Genomic DNA, 17,236 nt, shown 5'->3' on the forward strand with positions numbered 1-17,236 from the left:
TTCTCTCGTTTTTTTCCGGCTGTCGAAAAACGCCGTCCCCAAAGAGCCGCCGGTTTTCCACCGGCTATCCCCGGGTTATCCCCGGGTTATCCCCAACATCCACAGGTTCTGTGGAAAACCTTGGGATGACCGCAGCCGCTTTCCTCGTCGGCCCGGGCGGCGCCTCCCGGATCGTCGGCCGGCCCGGAAGCGAAGCCGCCGCGAGGGGAAGATCGGCCGCCGCCCCGAGGGACCAGTCGGCAAACACCCCGTGGACGTACAGCACGTCGGCGTAGGCGCCGATCATCGCCGCGTTGTCCGTGCACAATTCCGGCGGCGGCACGACGAACTCGACGCCGGCCTCCTCCGCCAGCGCCCGGAGCGCCGCCCGGAGGTCCCGATTCGCCGCCACCCCGCCCGCGAGCACGAGCTGCCTCGCCCCCGTCTCCCGGAGCGCTTCCGCCGCCACCTCCCGGAGCGCGGCGACGACCGCCTGCTGAAAGCTCGCCGCCACATCCGCCGCCGGCGGGGTCTCCCCGCGGGCCTCCGCCTCCTCGAGCAAGCGCCGGAGGTGCGTCTTCAGGCCGCTAAAGCTCAGGGCATACCGGTCCCCTTCCCGCGGCCGCGGGCTCGGGAGCAAAAAGCGGGGCGTCCCCTCCTGCGCCAGGCGGTCGAGGTGCGGCCCGGCCGGGTACGGAAGGCCGAGGAGCCGGCCGACCTTGTCGTACGCCTCACCGACGGCGTCGTCAAGCGTCCCGCCGAGAGGGACGAACGCGCCGTCCTCCGGCATGTAGACGATTTCCGTGTGGCCGCCGGAGACGACGAGGGCAACGAGGGGAAAGCGAAGCGGCCGGACGAACCGGTTGGCGTAGATGTGCCCGGCAAGGTGGTGCACGGCGATGAGCGGCACGTCCCGGGCGAAGGCGAGCCCCTTCGCCACCTGCACCCCGACGAGCAGGGAGCCGACGAGGCCCGGGCCGTGGGTGACGGCGACGGCATCGATCGCCGAAAGCGGCACGCCGGCGCGGCGGAGCGCCTCGTCGACGACGGCGATCACCGCCTCGACGTGCATCCGGGCGGCGATCTCCGGGACGACGCCGCCGAACACCCGGTGCCGGTCGATTTGCGACGCGACGACGTTCGCAAGCACCCGCTCGCCGTTTTCCACCACCGCCGCCGCCGTCTCGTCACAGCTCGTCTCGAGGGCGAGAATCCGCCGCGGCACCGTCCGTCCCCCCTTCGAGGTCCGCCCACAGGATGAGGGCGTCCTCCCCGTTGTCCTCATAATACCCTTTCCGGACTCCGGCCGGCCGAAACCCGAACTTGGCGTACAGCCGCTGGGCGATCGTGTTCGTGACCCGCACCTCGAGCGTCATCCGCCGCACCGAGTGGTCCCGCGCCACGTCGATGAGGTGCTGCATGAGCCGGGTGCCGTAGCCCCGTCCCCGGACGTCCGGCGCCACGGCGATGTTCGTCACGTGGGCTTCGTCGAAGACGAGCCACATCCCGGCGTAGCCGAGAATCCGCCCCGCCTGCTCGAGGACGAAATACCGGGCCAGCGGGTTGTGCCGGAGTTCGTGGCGAAACGACGCCTCGCTCCACGGCAGGGTAAACACCGCCCGATCCAGAGCCGCCACCGCCGGGACGTCGTCCTCCGTCATCGGCCGGAGGATCGGCTCCGCCGTCATCGCCCCCCGCCCCCCTCGCCGGCGCGGGCCCGCTCCGGCGCGCTCGCGAGAAGATAGGCCGGCTGATAGGCCGAAAGCGCCGCCACGTCCCCGGGCGGCACCGCCTCGCCCAGCCCGTACCGGGCGGCCCAGGCGAGCCGCGCCGCCCGCGGCGCCGCCCAGGCCGGCGGCACCAGGACGGCCCGGGCGCCGAAGGCCGCCCGCACCGCCGCCCCATCCGGCACCTCCGGATACGCGACCCAGTAGATCGGCGCCTCCGGCGTAAACGCCCCCCGCCGGGCGTACGCCGCGCCGGCGAAAGCACCGCCCCCTTCGCCGGCGGCTGCGCCGGCCGCTTCGCCGCCCCCTTTTTCGCCGGCTCCGCCGGCGCCTTCACCGAAGGGCGCGTCTCCTACCGCCCGGAGACCTCCGTCGGCGAGCTCGGCGACGAGCGCCGCCACCTCGATGACGCCCTCCGCGCGCTCCCGGACGAGGCGAGCCCCTTCCCAGCGATAGACCGCCGCATACGCCCGCCCCCGGCGGGCGTCGATGAGCGACACGATCCGCCCCGACACCCCCGGCGGGACGGCCAGCGCAAGGGCGGCAAGGCTCGAGACGCCGGTGAGCGGCACGCCGAGGGCGTAGGCGAGCGCTTTCGCCGCCGTCACGCCGATCCGGACCCCGGTGTACGACCCGGGCCCCCGGGCGACGACGATCGATTGGACGGACCGCTTGGCGACGCCGGCCCGGTCAAAGAGCGCCTGAAGCGCCGGGTAGAGCGCCTCGGCGTGGTTCAGGCGTGCCGCCGCCGTCCACTCCGCCAGGATGTGCTCCCCGTCGACGAGGGCGGCCGACAGGGGGAGCGCCGACGTATCAAAGGCCAGCGTCAGCATCATCGATCGCCTCCCGGATCGCCGGAAGCCGGTCGGCCGGCGCTTGAAGGTGCACCCGGCGGGGCCCGTCGCCGGCCCCTTCGAGGCGGAGGCGAAGCGCCTCCGGCGGCCAGAACGCTTCCCCGGCCTCCGGCCACTCGACGACGACCACCCCGTCGCCGGATAGATATTCGTCAAACCCGAGATCTTCCCCGGGCGGAAGGCGGTACAGGTCCATGTGATGCAGCGGCAAAACCCCCCGGTACGACTGGATGAGGACGAACGTCGGGCTTCGGACGGGCTCCGCCACCCCGAGCCCGGCGGCGAGGCCCTGGACGAACGTCGTCTTCCCGGCGCCGAGGTCGCCGTACAGGAGCAGAACGTCCCCCGGTCGGAGGGCCGCGGCCAGCTTTCGGCCGAACGCCCGCATCGCCTCCGGCGTCGGAATCGTGCGCGTCACCGCCTCACCGCCCAACGCAGAACCCTCCTTTCCCGCCCATCATACCGCAACTTCGGGCCGGAGAAAACGGCCGGCCGGCGGCGCGGCCGGAAGAAAAAAGAGCGGCCCGCCCGGACGAAAAAAGAGCGGCCCGCCGTCCGGCAAGACCGCCCCGTCGATCCCGTTTGGCTTTCTTACACCCGAAAGCGCTCGACCCGCTCCCGGAGCGATCGGGTCGCGTCGACCAGTTCCTCCAGCGTCTTTTTCAGGTCGCCGATCGTCGCGCTCGTCTCCTCGGAGGAGGCGGCCACCTCTTCGGCGCCGGCGGACGTCTCCTCGGCGAGGGCGGCCGCCGTCTGCGCTTCTTCGGCGAGCGCGCGGATGAGGGCTTTTTCTTCTTCGACCGCCCGGACGATCTCGCCGACCGCCTGCTCGACCTCCTGCATGAGCGCTTCGAGTCCGGAGAACGTGTCCCGGGCCGCCCGGGCGCCTTCGCCCTCCCGGGCGATCGCCGCCGCCCCGGCGGTGATCGCCTGTTCGACCGCCTCCATCGTCCGGAGAACGTCCCGGACGATCGCTTCGATCTCCCGCGCCGACTCGGCGCTCGATTCGGCGAGCTTCCGCACCTCGGCGGCGACGACGGCAAAGCCGCGGCCGTGCTCCCCGGCCCGGGCCGCCTCGATCGCCGCATTCAGGGCAAGGAGGTTCGTCCGGGAGGCGATCTCGCCGACCGCCGCGGCGATCTTCACGATCGAGCGCATCTTGTCGGCGAGCGCCCGGACCGCCTCGGCGTGCTCCGCCGACGTCGCCGACGCCCGCTCGACGCCGGCGACGAGGCCGTCGAGGGCGGCGGCGCTTTGGGCGAGGGCCACCATCGCCTGCTCCGCCCGCCGGTGGATCGCCTCGACCCGTTCCGCGACGAGCGCCCCGTGGCGATCGAGGGCGTGGACGCTTTCGTCCGTCTTCTGGGCGATCTGGGCGTGCTCCTCGGCGCCCCGGGCGATCTCCTCGATCGTCTGCGCCACCTGTTCCGTGGCGGCGGCGACGTCGTCGAACGCCGACCGAAAGCGCTCCGCCGTCTGTTCCGTAGCGGCGGCGTTTGCCTGCACCGCCCGGACGAGCGACCGGAGGTCCCCCACCATCCGGTCGAACGCCGCCGCGAGGCGCCCCAGCTCGTCCTGCCGGGTCAGGGCGATCTTCACCGTGAGATCCCCTCGGCCGACCGCTTCCGTCGCCTCAAGGAGGCGCGCCACCGGCCGCGTCACCGATCGGGACGTCAAAAGCGCTCCGAGGACGAGGAAGACGACGCCGGCGAGAAGGACGATGAGCATGAGCCGCGACACGTCCCGGACCGGCCCTAAGGCGAGCGCCTCCGGCATTTCGACGAAGACGGCATAGCCCCGCGTCGGGTCCGCGGCGTACGCCGCGAGCACCGGTTCGCCGAAGGCGTTTTTCGTCCTCAGCGTAAAGACTTTTCCCGCCTCGGCTTCCGCCTTATGGTCAAAGTAATGGGCGACGGCGCCGTCCTTGCGAATAAAGTCGAGGTCCCACTTCTCCCGGGGGAGCGCCGTCCCTTCGGCGTCGAACATTTGCGCCTGCAAGAGCCGCTCGTCGTCGGCGGCGGCGACGAGGCCGTCGCGGGTGAGGAGGAAGACCGTCTGCCCCTGGACCGACTGCCCCCGGAGCGTCGGCCAGAGGAGCTGGATGTTCACCTTGGCCGCGAGCACATACCGCACCCGGTCGAACAGATCGAGCGCCGGCGCGGCGTAGTTGATCTCAAAGAGCGTCGGGATCGCCTTGTTCGGCTCAAGGGGCCCGATGTAGCCGTCTTTGTTCTGGCCGCCTTCGAAAAAGGGTTCGTTTTTGAAGCTCACGCCGTCGCCGACCTTCTCCCCGTCGGCGGAAAACCCGAGGCGGGCGACGACCCGGCCGTCCAGATCGATCAGGGCGAGCTCCCGGAGCTGCTTCGAGGCGGATTTGATGTTGAGGAAGGTGAGCATCGCCTCGTTTTCGCTTTCGGTTTTCCCGAACGACTGGGCGACGGCCTTGATCTCATCGAGCAACATATCGTGAAACGCCGAAAGGCGCGCCAGCGTGTTTTGCGCCTTGGAGCGCATCTGGTCCATGATGCGCTCTTCCAGCTTGGCGGCGATGGTCGGCGTCACCACCGCCTGGAGCCCGATGGCGATGAAGACGATGACGATGAAAAACCGGGCCAAGATCTGAAACCGGAGCGAGCGGAAAAACGGCACGGCGCCAGGCGCCGACCGCGCCGGCCCCAACGGGTCTCCCGGCGAGACGCCGGCACCGCCGGATCGGTCCTCCGGCGCCCGCCGCCCGACCGATGCCCCGGCGCCTTGCATCGTCCGAAGCATGCGCCGAGCGGAAGCCCCCACCGCCTGAAGGCCCCGACCGAGGACCGGCCCGAGGCGCCCGAGCCAAGCGACGAACGTTCGAACGACCAGCCGCCCGATGGCGGCGACGCGCCGGCCGAAGCTCTGCGGATCGCCCATCGCAGTCCCTCCATTTCCCTCTGGAAGGGTTTATCGACATCTTTCGGCCGGCGTTTTATAGGACGTTCGAACGATCTCGACACCAAAAAACCGCTTCGGGAACCCCCGAAGCGGACGGGCCGGCGCCGGAGTCGGTCGGTCAGAAATCGACCAGGCCGAGGCTGATCATGAGCGCTTCGTTGACGCGGCTCATCACCTCGTCGTCGAGGTGGGTGATCTTGTCCGTGAGCCGCTGCTTGTCGATCGTGCGAATCTGCTCCAGGAGGATGACCGAATCCCGATCGAGGCCGTGGGCCTTGCCCGAGATCTCGACGTGCGTCGGCAGCTTCGCCTTCTGGATCTGCGAGGTGATGGCGGCGACGATGACCGTCGGGCTAAAGCGGTTGCCGATGTCGTTCTGAATGACCAGGACCGGTCGCATGCCCCCCTGCTCGGAGCCGACCACGGGGGAAAGATTGGCAAAAAAGACGTCGCCGCGCCGGACGATCATCCCTACACCCCGCTCACCATGCGCAAAATGGTGAGATCGGCTTCCTCTTCCGCCGGCTGCGCTTCCACCGCCATGACCAGGTTGATCCGGGCCATCTCCTGATAGCCGGCTTCCATCCGGGCTCTTAAGTGCTCCTTTCGCTTCTCCCAGACGTAGTGCCGCATCGCCTCTCGGATGAAGGCGCTCCGGCTGGACCGCTCCCGCTCGGCGAGGCCGTCCACCTCGGCCAGAAGGTCCTGCGGAACGCTCACGACGATCCGCTTGACCGCGCCTTCTTTGCCCAACCGATCCACCTCCGCCCGTCGCCCCGGCCCCGCGCCGGAAAGAGCGTCGATTTCCGCTGTGTAGCATTGTACCAGACGCCAGGCCCCGCCGCAAACGGTGTCGCGCCGGCTCCGGGCGGGCGCCGGGCCGCCGGCGGCGCTCCGACCGCCCCGGCCGCGGCGCCGGCCTTGCGCTCCGACCGCGCCGGCGGCGGCTTTATGCCCCGACCGCGCCGGCCGCGGGTCCGTCTGCTTCGCCCTCGACGACGACCCGCGGAATCCGCCGGGAAAGCCGCGTCACCACTTCATACGGAATCGTCCCGAGGGCTTCCGCCAGCGCCTCGGCGGTGATCGCCTCCGACCCCTGCCGGCCGATGACGACGACCTCCTCCCCCGGCGCTGCCTGCGGCACGTCGGTCACGTCGACGACGATCGCGTCCATCGTCACCCGGCCGACGACCGGCACCCGGCGCCCCCCGACGAGCACCTCGCCGCGGTTCGAAAACCGCCGATCGTACCCGTCGCCGTACCCGACCGGAACCGTCGCCAGGCGCCGGGGGCGGTCGGCGACGTACGAGCCGCCGTAACTCACCGCCGTGCCGGCCGGCACGTCGACCACCTGGGCGATCGACGAGCGTAGCGAGAGCACCGGCCGGAGCGCGATCCCGAGGCGCTCCAAAAAGCCCGGCGCCGGCGAAAGGCCGTAGAGGGCGATGCCGAGCCGGACGGCCGAAAGGCTCCGCTCCGGATAGCGGAGGGCGGCCGCACTGTTGGAAAAATGGAGCACCGGCGGCAAAAGCCCCGCCTCCCCGAGGGCGGCCGCCATCGCCTGAAAGCGGGCAAACTGGCCGTCCGCCGAGTCGCCGTCCAGATCGTCGGCGGCGGCGTAGTGGCTGTAGAGCCCTTCGACCTCCACCCGGCCGAGGCTTCTTAAAGCCCGGACGGCGTCCGCCGCCTCGTCCGGCGAACGAAAGCCGTAGCGGCGCATTCCCGTGTCGACCTTGAGGTGCACCCGAAGGGGCGGAAGGAGCGGTGAGAGCCCCTGCCGGATGAGGTCGACCTGATGGCGGTCAAACACGGTGAGCGTCAGCCCCTGCGCCTGGGCATCGGCGACGCACGAGGCCGCATACGGGCCGAAGACGAGCACCGGCGCGCCGATCCCCGCCGCCCTAAGCTCCAGCGCCTCGCCGACCGTGGCCACCGCCAGCGCTCCGGCCCCGGCCCTGAGGGCCGCCTCGGCGATCTCCCGGGCGCCGTGGCCGTAGGCGTTGTCCTTCACCACGGCGATGACGCCGGTCCCCTGCGGCAGGCGGGCGCGAATCGTCTGCAGGTTGTGCCGGAGGGCCGAAAGGTCGAGGACGATCGTCGTCGAACGGCAGGCGATCCGGCTCACGGGCCTCTCTCCTCATCGGCAAGGCATTCGTTCCTTCATCTTACCGCGAATCGGGGAGAAGAGGCAAGGAGGCCGCGGGCCGGATGGCCGCTATTTTTCCGCGGGGGCGAGGAGCGACTCGGCGACCCGGAGGAGGTCCTCCCGGGCCAGGTCGACCGTCGTGAGCTTGTAGTCGACGCCGCCGGCGGTCACCCGGAGCGTCGTGAGCTCGCCGATCCGGGTGAGGACGCCGATCGCCCCGCCGGAAAGCCACACCGGCTCGCCGCTCGGCGCCACGACCTCCACCGCCCGGGCCGGCTGGGCCGAGATCGTGAGGCGAAAGGCCCCGCCGTAGGTGAGGGTGTAGCTCCCGTCGGGTTTTTTCTCCACGCCGATGAGCTCCATCCCCGGCGGCCGCCAGAGGGGCTCCCGGTACTCGACGCCGGCCGAGGCGGGAGCCGTCTCACCGGCCGACGAAGACGGCTTTTCTCCGGCGGCGTCGGGCTTGAAATCCTCCGGCCTAAGCGGCGGATTCCACTCGAACCGGGAAAAGACGAGCACGACGAGGGGGCGGTCGTCGGCGTCAAGCACTTCCACCCGCTTCGGCGCGAGCGTCCGCTTGTCGAACCAGATCTTCTGCGTCGAAAGGAGGCGGTTCTGATATTCGGCCTTCACCCGGAAGACGTAGCCGTCGTCCGCCGCCTCGAACACGCGGGCGCCGTCGGCGGCGATGCTCCGGACGAGCGACTCGAAGAGGTAGACCTGACTCTGGTTTTCCGGCCAGCGGCTCTGAAAGCGGTACGTCTTCCCGAGGTTGGGCGTGACGACAAAGACGCCGTCGTCGTTTTTGACGATCACCTGCCGGATGCCGCCGGCGGCGTTCGAAAGCGACACGCGGTAGTACGCCGGCTTCAAATGCTTGACTTCGACGGCATAGTCGACCGGATGGGCGCCTGTGGCGATGGTGAGCGTCCCTTCCGCCCGATACCCCTGAATCGACTTCGCCTTCCGCTCGAGGTCCTGAAGCACCCCCTCGGCGTCTTTCTTGCCGCCGCATCCGGCGAGCATGCCCGGCACCATCAGAAAGGCCAAAAGCGCCCACACCATGCGCGCCGTCCACCGTCGGGCCACGCGCTCCACCCCTTCCCGAGGACTTCGTCATCCCATGTCTATGTCCAAGCGGGGGGCGCTAGACCACCGCTCGACGATCGCCACGGCGACGGTGTGGGAACGCTCATGGGAAATGGCGACGTGAATCCGGACGTCGCCCGGGGCGCCGAGCGCCGCCTTCAACCGGTCCCCCTCCACCCGGACCGCCGGACGGCCGCCGGGGCCGGGAAGGAGGCTTATGTCCTGAAAGGAAAACCGCCCGCCGATGCCCGTTCCGAGGGCCTTCGCCAGGGCTTCCTTGGCCGCAAAGCGGCCGGAGACGAACTCCAGCCGGCGCCGCCCCTCGGCCGGAAGCGCCGCCCGTTCCGCCGGCGTGAGCACCCGCTCGATGAAGCGCGGACGGCGTTCGAGCAGGCGGGCGAGGCGGGCCTGGTCGACCAGATCGATGCCGACGCCGACGATCACGCGCCTTCCCTCCCGGAAGTTTTTCCGTGTGGTATACTGAGTGTATAAAAAAGAACGCGACCGAAAAAAGGAGTCAGGCCATGGCAGCCCACGACCGTCCGGAGGCGGCGTTCGAGCTCGTCGATGACGCGGACCTCGGCCTCAAGATCCCGCAGCTCAAAAAGCCCTTCGAGGCGTTCACCCCGGCGGAAAAAGACGCCCTCGCCCTCGAGCTGGAAAAGCTGAGCGGCCTCATCCCGGACCGCATCCGGGCCCTCGAGGCCCGTTACCTCGCCCTCTTTCGGGAGGCCGAAGCGGCGGGCGAGGCGGACGACGCGGCATTTTTCGAAGCGCTCGAGCGGGCCGGCGCCGTCGCCCGGAAGATCGCCGAGCTGAACACCCTCTACTACGCCATCCAGGGGGAATTTTTGACGACGTACGTCGGCTGAGATCGCCGAACCGCCGTCCAAACGCAAAGCGCCGCAGCGTCATGCCGCGGCGCTTTGCGTTTCTCGCTCGGACCCTCTTTGCCCCGCTTCGTTTCACATGAACTCCGCTTCGATCTCCCGGATCGTCGCCTCGTCCATCGGACCGGCGGCGATGTCCCGCATCTTCCAGTCGATGCCGAGGAGGGTCTGGAAGTCCGGCCGCTTTTCGACGTAGAGGATGCCGTGAACGTGGCCGCCGTGCTCCTTCACGACCCGGATCGCCTCCTCCCGCGTCGGGAGCGGCTCCGGCACGTCGACGAGGTGCTCGCGGTAGAAGTCGTACGTATTCACCTTGTTGTACGTCACGCACGGCGAAAGGACGTTCACGAGCGAAAAGCCCTTGTGCTTGATCGCCGCCTCGATGATCTCCGTCATGCGCTTCACGTCGCCGGAGAAGGCCTGGGCGACGAACGTCGCCCCGTTCGCGAGGGCGATCGAAAGCCCGTCCATCGGGTATTCTTTGTTCCCCTTGACGGTCGTCTTGCTGACGAAGTTGTGGGGGCTCGTCGGCGACGTCTGGCCCTTCGTCAGGCCGTAGATGCTGTTGTCCATGACGAGGTAAGTGATGTCCATGTTTCGCCGGACGGCGTGGACGAAGTGCCCGGCGCCGATGCCGTAGCCGTCGCCGTCGCCGCCGGTGACGATGACGTGCATCTCCGGCGCCGCCAGCTTCGCCCCCTGGGCGACCGGAAGCGCCCGGCCGTGGATCGTGTGGAAACCGTAGGCGCGGGTGTACTCCGGCAGCTTGCTCGAGCAGCCGATGCCGGAGACGATGATCACCTCGTGGGGGTGGAGGCCGAGGTTGACGAGGGCCCGCTGCAGGCCGGCCATCACGCTGAAATGGCCGCAGCCCGGGCACCACGTCGGCTGGTCGCCCTTGTAATCTTTAAGCGTGGGCTTCTTGAGCTCGACGGACACGATCGAGCACCTCCTTGACTTCCCCGGCCACCCGCGTCACCCGGAACGGATTTCCGTCGTACTGGGTGATGGCCGTCGACCGGTCGTGAATCGGGAAATGCTGCCGGAGCCACTGCAGGAGCTGACCGGAGTAGTTGTTTTCCACCGTGATGATCATCCGCTTGCCGGCGAGATAGGGCCGAAGTTCTTCCACCGGAAGCGGCTTCAGCTGCTGGATAAAGAGCCCGCCGACGGTCACGCCGTCGTCTTCCCGAAGCCGCCGGGCGACCTCCTCGATCACGCCTCGGGCCGAACCGACGCCGACGAGCATGACGTCCGCCTCGCCGTCCTGGACGTAAAACGGGCGGCTCAGGCGGGCCGTCTTCACCTTTTCCATCCGCTTCTGCATGATCTTCGTCCGGATGACCGGATCTTCCGTGATGTAGCCGTCCTCGCCGTGCTCGTTCGAGCTTGCCGTATGGACGCCGTAGGGGTTGCCCGGTAGCGCCCGCGGCGAGATGCCGTCTTCGGTGAAGCGGTAGCGCTTGAAGATGAACTCGCCGTACTTCTTCGCTTCCTCCGGCGTGACGATCTTCCCCCGGTCGATCGGCACCCGCTTCGCGTCGATCCGCGGGATCGTCGTCCGGTTCATCGAAAGGACGAGGTCGAGGGCGAGGATGACCGGCGTCTGATACCGCTCCGCCAGATTGAACGCTTCGGCGGCGACGTAGAACGCGTCCTCGATGCTCGATGGGTAGACGACGATCCGCGGGATCTCGCCGTGGGTGGCGAAGAGCATGTGGAAAAGGTCGCTCTGCTCGTGCTTCGTCGGCAGCCCCGTCGACGGGCCCGCCCGCTGGGAGTCGACGATGACGATCGGCGTCTCGCTCATCGCCGCCATCCCGAGGGCTTCCGTCTTCAGGGACATCCCGGGGCCCGACGTCGACGTCATCGCCCGGGCGCCGGCGTACGCCGCCCCGACGGCAAAGGTGATCCCGGCGATCTCATCTTCCACCTGGAGGATCGTCCCGCCGACCGCCGGAAGGTGCGCCGCCATCCACTCCATGATCTCCGACGCCGGCGTGATCGGGTACGCCGAGAGGAAGCGGCAGCCGGCCATGAAGCTGCCGAACGCCGTCGCTTCGTTCCCGGAGATGTAGAGCCGCTCGGTCGACCGCGGAAGCGGCTCGAGGCGCTTCATCCGATCGGCGAGGTGCTCCCGGACGAGGGCGTAGCCTTTGTCGACCGCCGCCTTGTTGGAGGCGATGACTTTTTCCCCTTTTTTCTCAAACTGCTTCTCGATGAAGGCGTAAAACTCTTCCACCGGCAGCGACACGAGGGCGCCGCTCATGCCGAGGGCGATCATGTTCTTTGCGAGGGGGTTTCCGAGCTCCGTTGCAATCGCTTTCAACGGAAAGACGGCAAGAAGATACCCGTCCTCTTCCCGAATCGCCGTCTCCTTCCCTTCCTGGATGACGATCGCGCCGGGCCGAAGCTCGTGGCGGTTGACCGGAATCGTCTCGTCGTCGAGGGCCAGCAAGATGTCGACGAAGTCGCCGGCGTGCTGCGTCGGGTACGGCGTCGCCCGAAGCTTGTAGTTCGTGTGTCCGCCTTTGATCCGGCTCATGAACTGCTTGTACGTCGTCACGTAGTAGCCGTAACGAAAGAGCGTCCGGGCAAAAATCTCCCCGGTGGAGTCGATGCCTTCGCCCTGCTGGCCGCCGACCTTCCACTCGAGGGTGCGGATCGTCTCCACGCCCGCCGCCTCCTTTCCGGTTCGGTGTATCAGTACAGATCGCGCCCGTGTTTGATACACCTTTTGCATTTCTACGTTTATTGTAGAGGAAAGGCGGCAGAAGGGCAATATGACAGAAATACATCTTTCCTTAAAACAGCTCCCCTGCGAGGGCAAATCAAAAGCCGGCGGTCATCCGCCGGCGCGGCCTTCCAGGCGGGCGGCGTACGCTGCCGCCGCCGCCGGAAGGAGGGCGGCCAGGTGGGGCTTGAGCGCGGCCACTTTGGCCTCGGCCGCCTCCGGCGCAAGGCCCGCCTGGCGAAAATAGGCGTAGGTGGAGAGCACCTCCAGAAACGACGCCGGTTCGGCGATGAGCGACCGGTAGAGCTCGGCGTCGATCGGAAAGCGGTACCCGTCCGCCTCGAGCCGGGCCAAAAACGACCGCCCCCGCTCCGTCAGGCGGTATTCGTACCCGTCCGGGCCCGTCCGCTCTTCGACGAGGCCGTCTTCGACGAGCCGATCGATCGCCTCCTGCAGCGTGTGGGCGTACGGCCCGAAGTGATGGTACTGAAAGGGGTAGGGAAACGGCGCGCCGGAGACTTTCAGAAGATGCACCGTCTTCTGAAGTCTCTTCCGGCCGACGATCGGCGCGATGGACAGCATCTTGAGCAGGGCATGGGTCGAGCGAAACACGTCGACCATCCCCGATCCCCCCTTCCCGCGGTGATATCGGCGTCTTCCGGCCGGGCGCCGGCGCCGCCGTTTTTTGGCCTATTTTAACGGAGCGCCCGAAGCCGCGCGGCCATCTCTTCCCGGATCTCCCGCGGGACGTACACCCGCCGGTAGGCGTGCCGGTGCTCGCGGAGAAAACGAATGAGCTCCGAAGCCCGGGAAAGCTCCACCGCCCGGCCCTCCCGGTCGATCATCCAGACGGCGACCATCGACTCGGCGTCGCCGTCCGCCGGCGCCGCGGCGCTTTCGCCCCCCGGAGCCCGGGCATCGTCCTCCGCCGGCGCCGGGACCTCCCCGACCGCCGTCCCGCCGGCGCCGCCTTTTTCCGAACCGTCGCTTTCTTTTTTCGAACCGCCGACCGCCGCCGGCCTCCGGCCAGCCGGCAGAAGATAAGGATCTTTGTACGGGATCGTCTCTTCGGTGTCGAGGAAGAGGGCATATCGGCCGGGAATCGGCCGGCCGTCCGGCCCGGCGAGGCCCCGGGCCCGCAGGCGATCGGCCGCCTCCTCATGCAGTTCGTAGAGGCGATCCGTCGGCAGGCCCCCTTCCGGAAGCGGAAGCGCTTTGTAGAGGTCCCGGGCGACGAGGCGACGGCTGAGCGTCCGAAGGACGGGGTCGGGGTGCTCCTGCCAGTCGAAAAACGCCGACCACACCGTCGCGTCGGTCAGAGAGAGGAACGCCCCGAGGATCGCCTCCGCCGCCTGCTCCGGATCCCGGCGGGCCCGGAGGGCGAGCACCGCCCCGAGCGCCGGCGGAAGCGTAAGCGCCCCCGCCTCGGCGAGTTCCGCCGCCCGCAGCAGCAGATGCTGGACCATGAGTTCCGCCGCCCGGGTCGTCTTGTGCAGATAGACGTGGCGGTACATGTAGAAGCGGGCCATCATGAAATCTTCCGCGATGCTGAGCCCCTTTTCCAGGTCGAGGCCGACTTCCGCCTCGACGCTCCCCTCCCGAGGGACCGACACGCCGAGGCGGAGGGAGTGGATGAGCCACTCCAGGTCGAGGGCGCCGTAGCGGGCGCCCGTCATGTGGGCATCCCGGAGGAGGTAGTCCGTCCGGTCGACGTCGAGCTGGCTGGATAGGAGCTTCACGATCACCCGGTTGGCGTGGGAGCGGCCGATGACGTCGGCGACCTCCTGGGCAAGCCCCGGCCGTTCGGCTTCGAGCGCGCGGGTGACGGCCGTGCCGCCGGTGACGATGAGGCGGCTCCACGCCTCGTGGTGGACCCCCGTCACCGCCTCGATGGCGTGAGAGAGCGGCCCGTGGCCGATGTCGTGCAAAAGCGCCGCCGCCATGGCAAGCAGCCGATCTTCCTTCAGGCGCTCGCCGCCGGGCGCCGCCCGGCGCGCCCCCTCATCGGCGAGCAGCCGGTCGACGAACCGCTTCATGAGGTGGGCCACGCCGATGGAGTGGCTGAAGCGGGTGTGGGTCGCCCCGGGATAGGTGAAAAACGAAAGGCCGAGCTGGCGGATGTGATGGAGCCGCTGGAACTCCGGCGTGTCGATCAGCCGGACGATGAGGCCTTCCGTCTTCAGGTCGAACTGGATCAGGTTGTGGACCGGATCGCGAATGGTCTTCATGGCGGCCTCCCGCTTCGCGCCGCGCCCGATCGCCGCAGGGCGCGCCTAGACGCCGGTCCGCATCATCGCCCGGACCGTCCGCAAAAACTCCTCCAGGATGTCCGGATCGTCTTCCTTCAGGCGCGGAATGACGCACGTCCGGATGTGGCTCTCCAGGATAAGACGGGCCACCGCCGACAGGGCGTTTTGCACCGCCGTGATCTGATGCAGGATGTCGTCACAGTACGCGCCGGCGTCGATCATCCCTTTGATGCCCCGAACCTGCCCTTCGATGCGGTTCATCCGCCGCTCGAGATCCCGGCGAAGCTGCGGCGAGATCTTGCCCCGCCGGCCGCTCGGGAGATGGCAGGTGATGGCCCCCGCCTCGCCGGCCTCCGGCGCCTCCCGGTCGGGACGGGGGTCGGCGCCGGTCGACGCGACGGGCGGGTTCAGATTGCGCTGTTCGTCCATCGAAGTCCCCCGCCGCTTGCCTTTTCCCCGATTCTAACATGCTCCCCACCGGTATACAAGGCGCCGGCGGCGCGTACAAAACGAATATGGCATAATGGAAGGCGCCATCCAGCCAGAATTCGATCCGGACATCCGGAAAGGAGCCTTGGGCCTTCATGCCGAAAGCGGTCCTGACCGGCGGCGGCACCGCCGGGCACGTCATGCTGAACCTCACTCTCATCCCCCACCTCCGGGCGCGGGGGATCGACGTCGCCTATATCGGTTCGCGGGACGGCCTCGAGCGCCGGCTCCTCGCCGCCGCCGCGCCCGACGTGCCGTATTACGCCGTGTCCACCGGCAAGCTCCGGCGCTATTTCGACTGGCAAAACTTCAAAGACCCCTTCCGCGTCGCCGTCGGCGTCGTCGAAGCCGCCCGGCTGCTCGGCCGCCTCCGGCCCGACGTCGTTTTTTCCAAAGGCGGCTTTGTCGCCGTCCCGGTCGTCCTCGCCGCCCGTCTTCGGGGCCTTCCGGTCGTCGCCCACGAATCGGATCTCACGCCGGGGCTCGCCAACCGGATCGCGCTCCCCTTCGTCCGGGAAGTGCTCGTCACCTTTCCCGAGACGAAAGCGCGCCTCAAGCACCCGCGGGTGCGCCTCGTCGGCGGCGTCGTCCGGGAGGCGCTTTTTGACGGCCGGCGGGAGGAAGGCCGCCGCCTCTGCGGCTTTTCGTCCCCCGAGGACCGGGCCCGGTCCGGGCGGGCCAAACCGGTCCTCCTCGTCACCGGCGGAAGCCTCGGCGCCCGGAAGCTCAACGAAGCGCTCCGGGCGCGCCTCGACGATTTTCTCGCCCGCTACGCCATCATCCACCTGACCGGCGAACAAGGGTACGATCCGTCCTTGCGGCGGCCGGGCTACTGCCAGTTCGCCTTTGCCCGCGAGGAGCTTCCCCACCTCTTTGCCGCCGCCGACCTCGCCGTAAGCCGCGCCGGCGCCAACACGATCTTTGAACTCGCGGCCCTCGGCATCCCGATGCTCCTCGTCCCGCTTTCCCGGGCGCAAAGCCGCGGCGATCAGATCGAAAACGCCCGCTCCTTCGAGCGGCGGGGGCTCGCCCGCGTGCTCCCCGACGAGGCGGTGACGCCGGAGGCGCTCCTTCAGGCCGTCACGGCGCTTGAAACGGAGGCCGAGGCGATCCGCCGCCGCCTGCTCGAGGCGCGGGACGGGCTCATCGCCCGGTCGGAAGCCGTGGCCGACGTCATCGCCGCCTACGCCGGGGGGACATCCCCCGACTGAACCGCCGCGCCGCGTTGACATTTGCATTTTTGCGCGGGCGGGCCCTCGACGGGACGGCGATGTCGGGCACCTTTCCGGGCTCCTTCGCATAGGTTGAAAGCGTGACGATGGCCCGGCCCGCCCGCAATCGGGAGCGCCCGGTTTCGGTCAGACGGGCCGGGGGCGACCGACAAAGGAGGGAACACGCGGATGGCCGAAAGCGCCCGCCCGACCGCCGCCTCGGAAGAACCCCCCCGCCCGCTCGTCATCGGGGATCCGTTTCCGGCGATGACGGTCGCGACGACCCACGGCACCCTCACCCTGCCGGATCACTACCGGGGGCGGTGGTTCGTCCTCTTCAGCCACCCGGGGGATTTTACGCCGGTGTGCACGACCGAATTTCTGTCGTTCCAGCGCCACCTGCCGGAATTTCAGAAAATGAACACCGAGCTCATCGGCCTCTCCGTCGATCAGGTGTACGCCCACCTGAAATGGGTCGAATGGATTCAGCAGAAATTCGGCGTCCCGATCACCTTCCCGATCATCGCCGATCCCCTCGGCGAAGTCGCCCGGCGGCTCAACATGCTGCCGAAGGCGAGCCCCCGCACGGTCCGGGCCGTCTTCATCGTCGACGATGAGGGCATCGTCCGCCTCATCCTCTCCTACCCGGAAAACGTCGGCCGAAACATCCCCGAAATCGTCCGGGCCGTCCGAGCCCTCCGGGTGGCCAAAGAAGAGCGCGTCTCGACGCCGGCCAACTGGCCCCACAACGAGTGGATCGGCGCCAACGTCTTCGTCCCGCCGGCCGGCTCCGTCGCCGAAATCCAGAAACGGATGGAGCAGCTCAAAAAAGGCGAGATCCAGTGCTACGACTGGTGGATGTGCTACCGGCCGCCGACCGGCCGGAGCGACGGCTGACCGGAACCGGACGCCCGCAAGCCGGAGGCTTTCCGGCGCA

The 17,236-nt window shown here is 68.7% G+C and carries 18 protein-coding genes; 3 read left to right on the plus strand and 15 right to left on the minus strand.

What is annotated here, in order from left to right:
* Nucleotides 1-64: 64 nt before the first annotated feature.
* From tsaD to acpS, 10 genes are all read right to left on the minus strand, one after another.
* A complete protein-coding gene (gene tsaD / locus K2M58_RS11380; RefSeq protein ID WP_252393475.1) occupies nucleotides 65-1,204 on the minus strand; it encodes a tRNA (adenosine(37)-N6)-threonylcarbamoyltransferase complex transferase subunit TsaD in 1,140 nt (379 codons plus the stop codon).
* Nucleotides 1,167-1,667 (minus strand): ribosomal protein S18-alanine N-acetyltransferase, encoded by a 501-nt coding sequence (gene rimI / locus K2M58_RS11385; protein WP_066199206.1) that lies wholly within the window; start codon nucleotides 1,665-1,667, stop codon nucleotides 1,167-1,169. The genes tsaD and rimI overlap by 38 nt, the downstream gene beginning before the upstream one ends.
* Complete coding sequence (gene tsaB / locus K2M58_RS11390; RefSeq protein WP_220677634.1) at nucleotides 1,664-2,542, minus strand: tRNA (adenosine(37)-N6)-threonylcarbamoyltransferase complex dimerization subunit type 1 TsaB; 879 nt, start codon at nucleotides 2,540-2,542, stop codon at nucleotides 1,664-1,666. The genes rimI and tsaB overlap by 4 nt, the downstream gene beginning before the upstream one ends.
* Nucleotides 2,520-2,948 carry a tRNA (adenosine(37)-N6)-threonylcarbamoyltransferase complex ATPase subunit type 1 TsaE gene (tsaE, locus tag K2M58_RS11395; protein WP_220678914.1) on the minus strand — a complete coding sequence of 143 codons (429 nt, stop codon included), beginning with the start codon at nucleotides 2,946-2,948 and terminating at the stop codon, nucleotides 2,520-2,522. Before tsaE ends, tsaB begins: the two co-directional genes overlap by 23 nt.
* A 203-nt stretch (nucleotides 2,949-3,151) precedes the next feature.
* Nucleotides 3,152-5,470 carry a methyl-accepting chemotaxis protein gene (locus tag K2M58_RS11400; protein WP_220677635.1) on the minus strand — a complete coding sequence of 773 codons (2,319 nt, stop codon included), beginning with the start codon at nucleotides 5,468-5,470 and terminating at the stop codon, nucleotides 3,152-3,154.
* Nucleotides 5,471-5,609: 139 nt separating this feature from the next.
* Nucleotides 5,610-5,960 (minus strand): type II toxin-antitoxin system PemK/MazF family toxin, encoded by a 351-nt coding sequence (locus K2M58_RS11405; RefSeq protein WP_066199199.1) that lies wholly within the window; start codon nucleotides 5,958-5,960, stop codon nucleotides 5,610-5,612.
* A 2-nt stretch (nucleotides 5,961-5,962) separates the two neighbouring features.
* Complete coding sequence (locus tag K2M58_RS11410; protein WP_252393476.1) at nucleotides 5,963-6,244, minus strand: CopG family ribbon-helix-helix protein; 282 nt, start codon at nucleotides 6,242-6,244, stop codon at nucleotides 5,963-5,965.
* A gap of 196 nt (nucleotides 6,245-6,440) precedes the next feature.
* On the minus strand, nucleotides 6,441-7,616 hold the full coding sequence (alr, locus tag K2M58_RS11415) for an alanine racemase (RefSeq protein WP_220677636.1): 1,176 nt from the start codon (nucleotides 7,614-7,616) through the stop codon (nucleotides 6,441-6,443).
* 90 nt (nucleotides 7,617-7,706) lie between these two features.
* Nucleotides 7,707-8,726 (minus strand): LolA family protein, encoded by a 1,020-nt coding sequence (locus tag K2M58_RS11420; protein WP_220677637.1) that lies wholly within the window; start codon nucleotides 8,724-8,726, stop codon nucleotides 7,707-7,709.
* A 27-nt stretch (nucleotides 8,727-8,753) separates the two neighbouring features.
* Nucleotides 8,754-9,170 (minus strand): holo-ACP synthase, encoded by a 417-nt coding sequence (gene acpS, locus K2M58_RS11425; protein WP_220677638.1) that lies wholly within the window; start codon nucleotides 9,168-9,170, stop codon nucleotides 8,754-8,756.
* Nucleotides 9,171-9,250: 80 nt separating this feature from the next.
* On the opposite strand from acpS, the gene K2M58_RS11430 reads away from it, so the two are divergent.
* The gene (locus tag K2M58_RS11430; RefSeq protein ID WP_220677639.1) at nucleotides 9,251-9,598 is read left to right on the plus strand and encodes a hypothetical protein; all 348 of its coding nucleotides are present in this window, start codon (nucleotides 9,251-9,253) and stop codon (nucleotides 9,596-9,598) included.
* Nucleotides 9,599-9,691: 93 nt separating this feature from the next.
* On the opposite strand, the gene K2M58_RS11435 is transcribed toward K2M58_RS11430, so the two are convergent.
* The 5 genes from K2M58_RS11435 to K2M58_RS11455 form a co-directional block, all read right to left on the minus strand.
* A complete protein-coding gene (locus K2M58_RS11435; protein ID WP_066199183.1) occupies nucleotides 9,692-10,555 on the minus strand; it encodes a 2-oxoacid:ferredoxin oxidoreductase subunit beta in 864 nt (287 codons plus the stop codon).
* Nucleotides 10,524-12,290 (minus strand): 2-oxoacid:acceptor oxidoreductase subunit alpha, encoded by a 1,767-nt coding sequence (locus K2M58_RS11440; RefSeq protein ID WP_252393477.1) that lies wholly within the window; start codon nucleotides 12,288-12,290, stop codon nucleotides 10,524-10,526. Before K2M58_RS11440 ends, K2M58_RS11435 begins: the two co-directional genes overlap by 32 nt.
* Before the next feature lie 171 nt (nucleotides 12,291-12,461).
* A complete protein-coding gene (locus K2M58_RS11445) occupies nucleotides 12,462-12,971 on the minus strand; it encodes a hypothetical protein (RefSeq protein ID WP_066441273.1) in 510 nt (169 codons plus the stop codon).
* A gap of 74 nt (nucleotides 12,972-13,045) precedes the next feature.
* Complete coding sequence (locus K2M58_RS11450; protein ID WP_220677641.1) at nucleotides 13,046-14,578, minus strand: HD domain-containing protein; 1,533 nt, start codon at nucleotides 14,576-14,578, stop codon at nucleotides 13,046-13,048.
* A gap of 45 nt (nucleotides 14,579-14,623) precedes the next feature.
* A complete protein-coding gene (locus K2M58_RS11455) occupies nucleotides 14,624-15,028 on the minus strand; it encodes a metal-sensitive transcriptional regulator (protein WP_220677642.1) in 405 nt (134 codons plus the stop codon).
* Nucleotides 15,029-15,183: 155 nt separating this feature from the next.
* On the opposite strand from K2M58_RS11455, the gene K2M58_RS11460 reads away from it, so the two are divergent.
* Both K2M58_RS11460 and K2M58_RS11465 read left to right on the plus strand, forming a co-directional pair.
* Nucleotides 15,184-16,299: an undecaprenyldiphospho-muramoylpentapeptide beta-N-acetylglucosaminyltransferase gene (locus tag K2M58_RS11460; protein ID WP_220677643.1), complete on the plus strand. Its 1,116-nt coding sequence runs from the start codon at nucleotides 15,184-15,186 to the stop codon at nucleotides 16,297-16,299.
* A 189-nt stretch (nucleotides 16,300-16,488) separates the two neighbouring features.
* Nucleotides 16,489-17,196, plus strand: coding sequence for a peroxiredoxin (locus tag K2M58_RS11465; protein WP_220677644.1), 708 nt, complete (start codon nucleotides 16,489-16,491; stop codon nucleotides 17,194-17,196).
* The last annotated feature ends 40 nt before the right edge of the window (nucleotides 17,197-17,236 follow it).

This window comes from Hydrogenibacillus sp. N12 (genome assembly GCF_019645935.1).
GTDB lineage: Bacteria > Bacillota > Bacilli > Thermicanales > DSM-22653 > Hydrogenibacillus > Hydrogenibacillus schlegelii.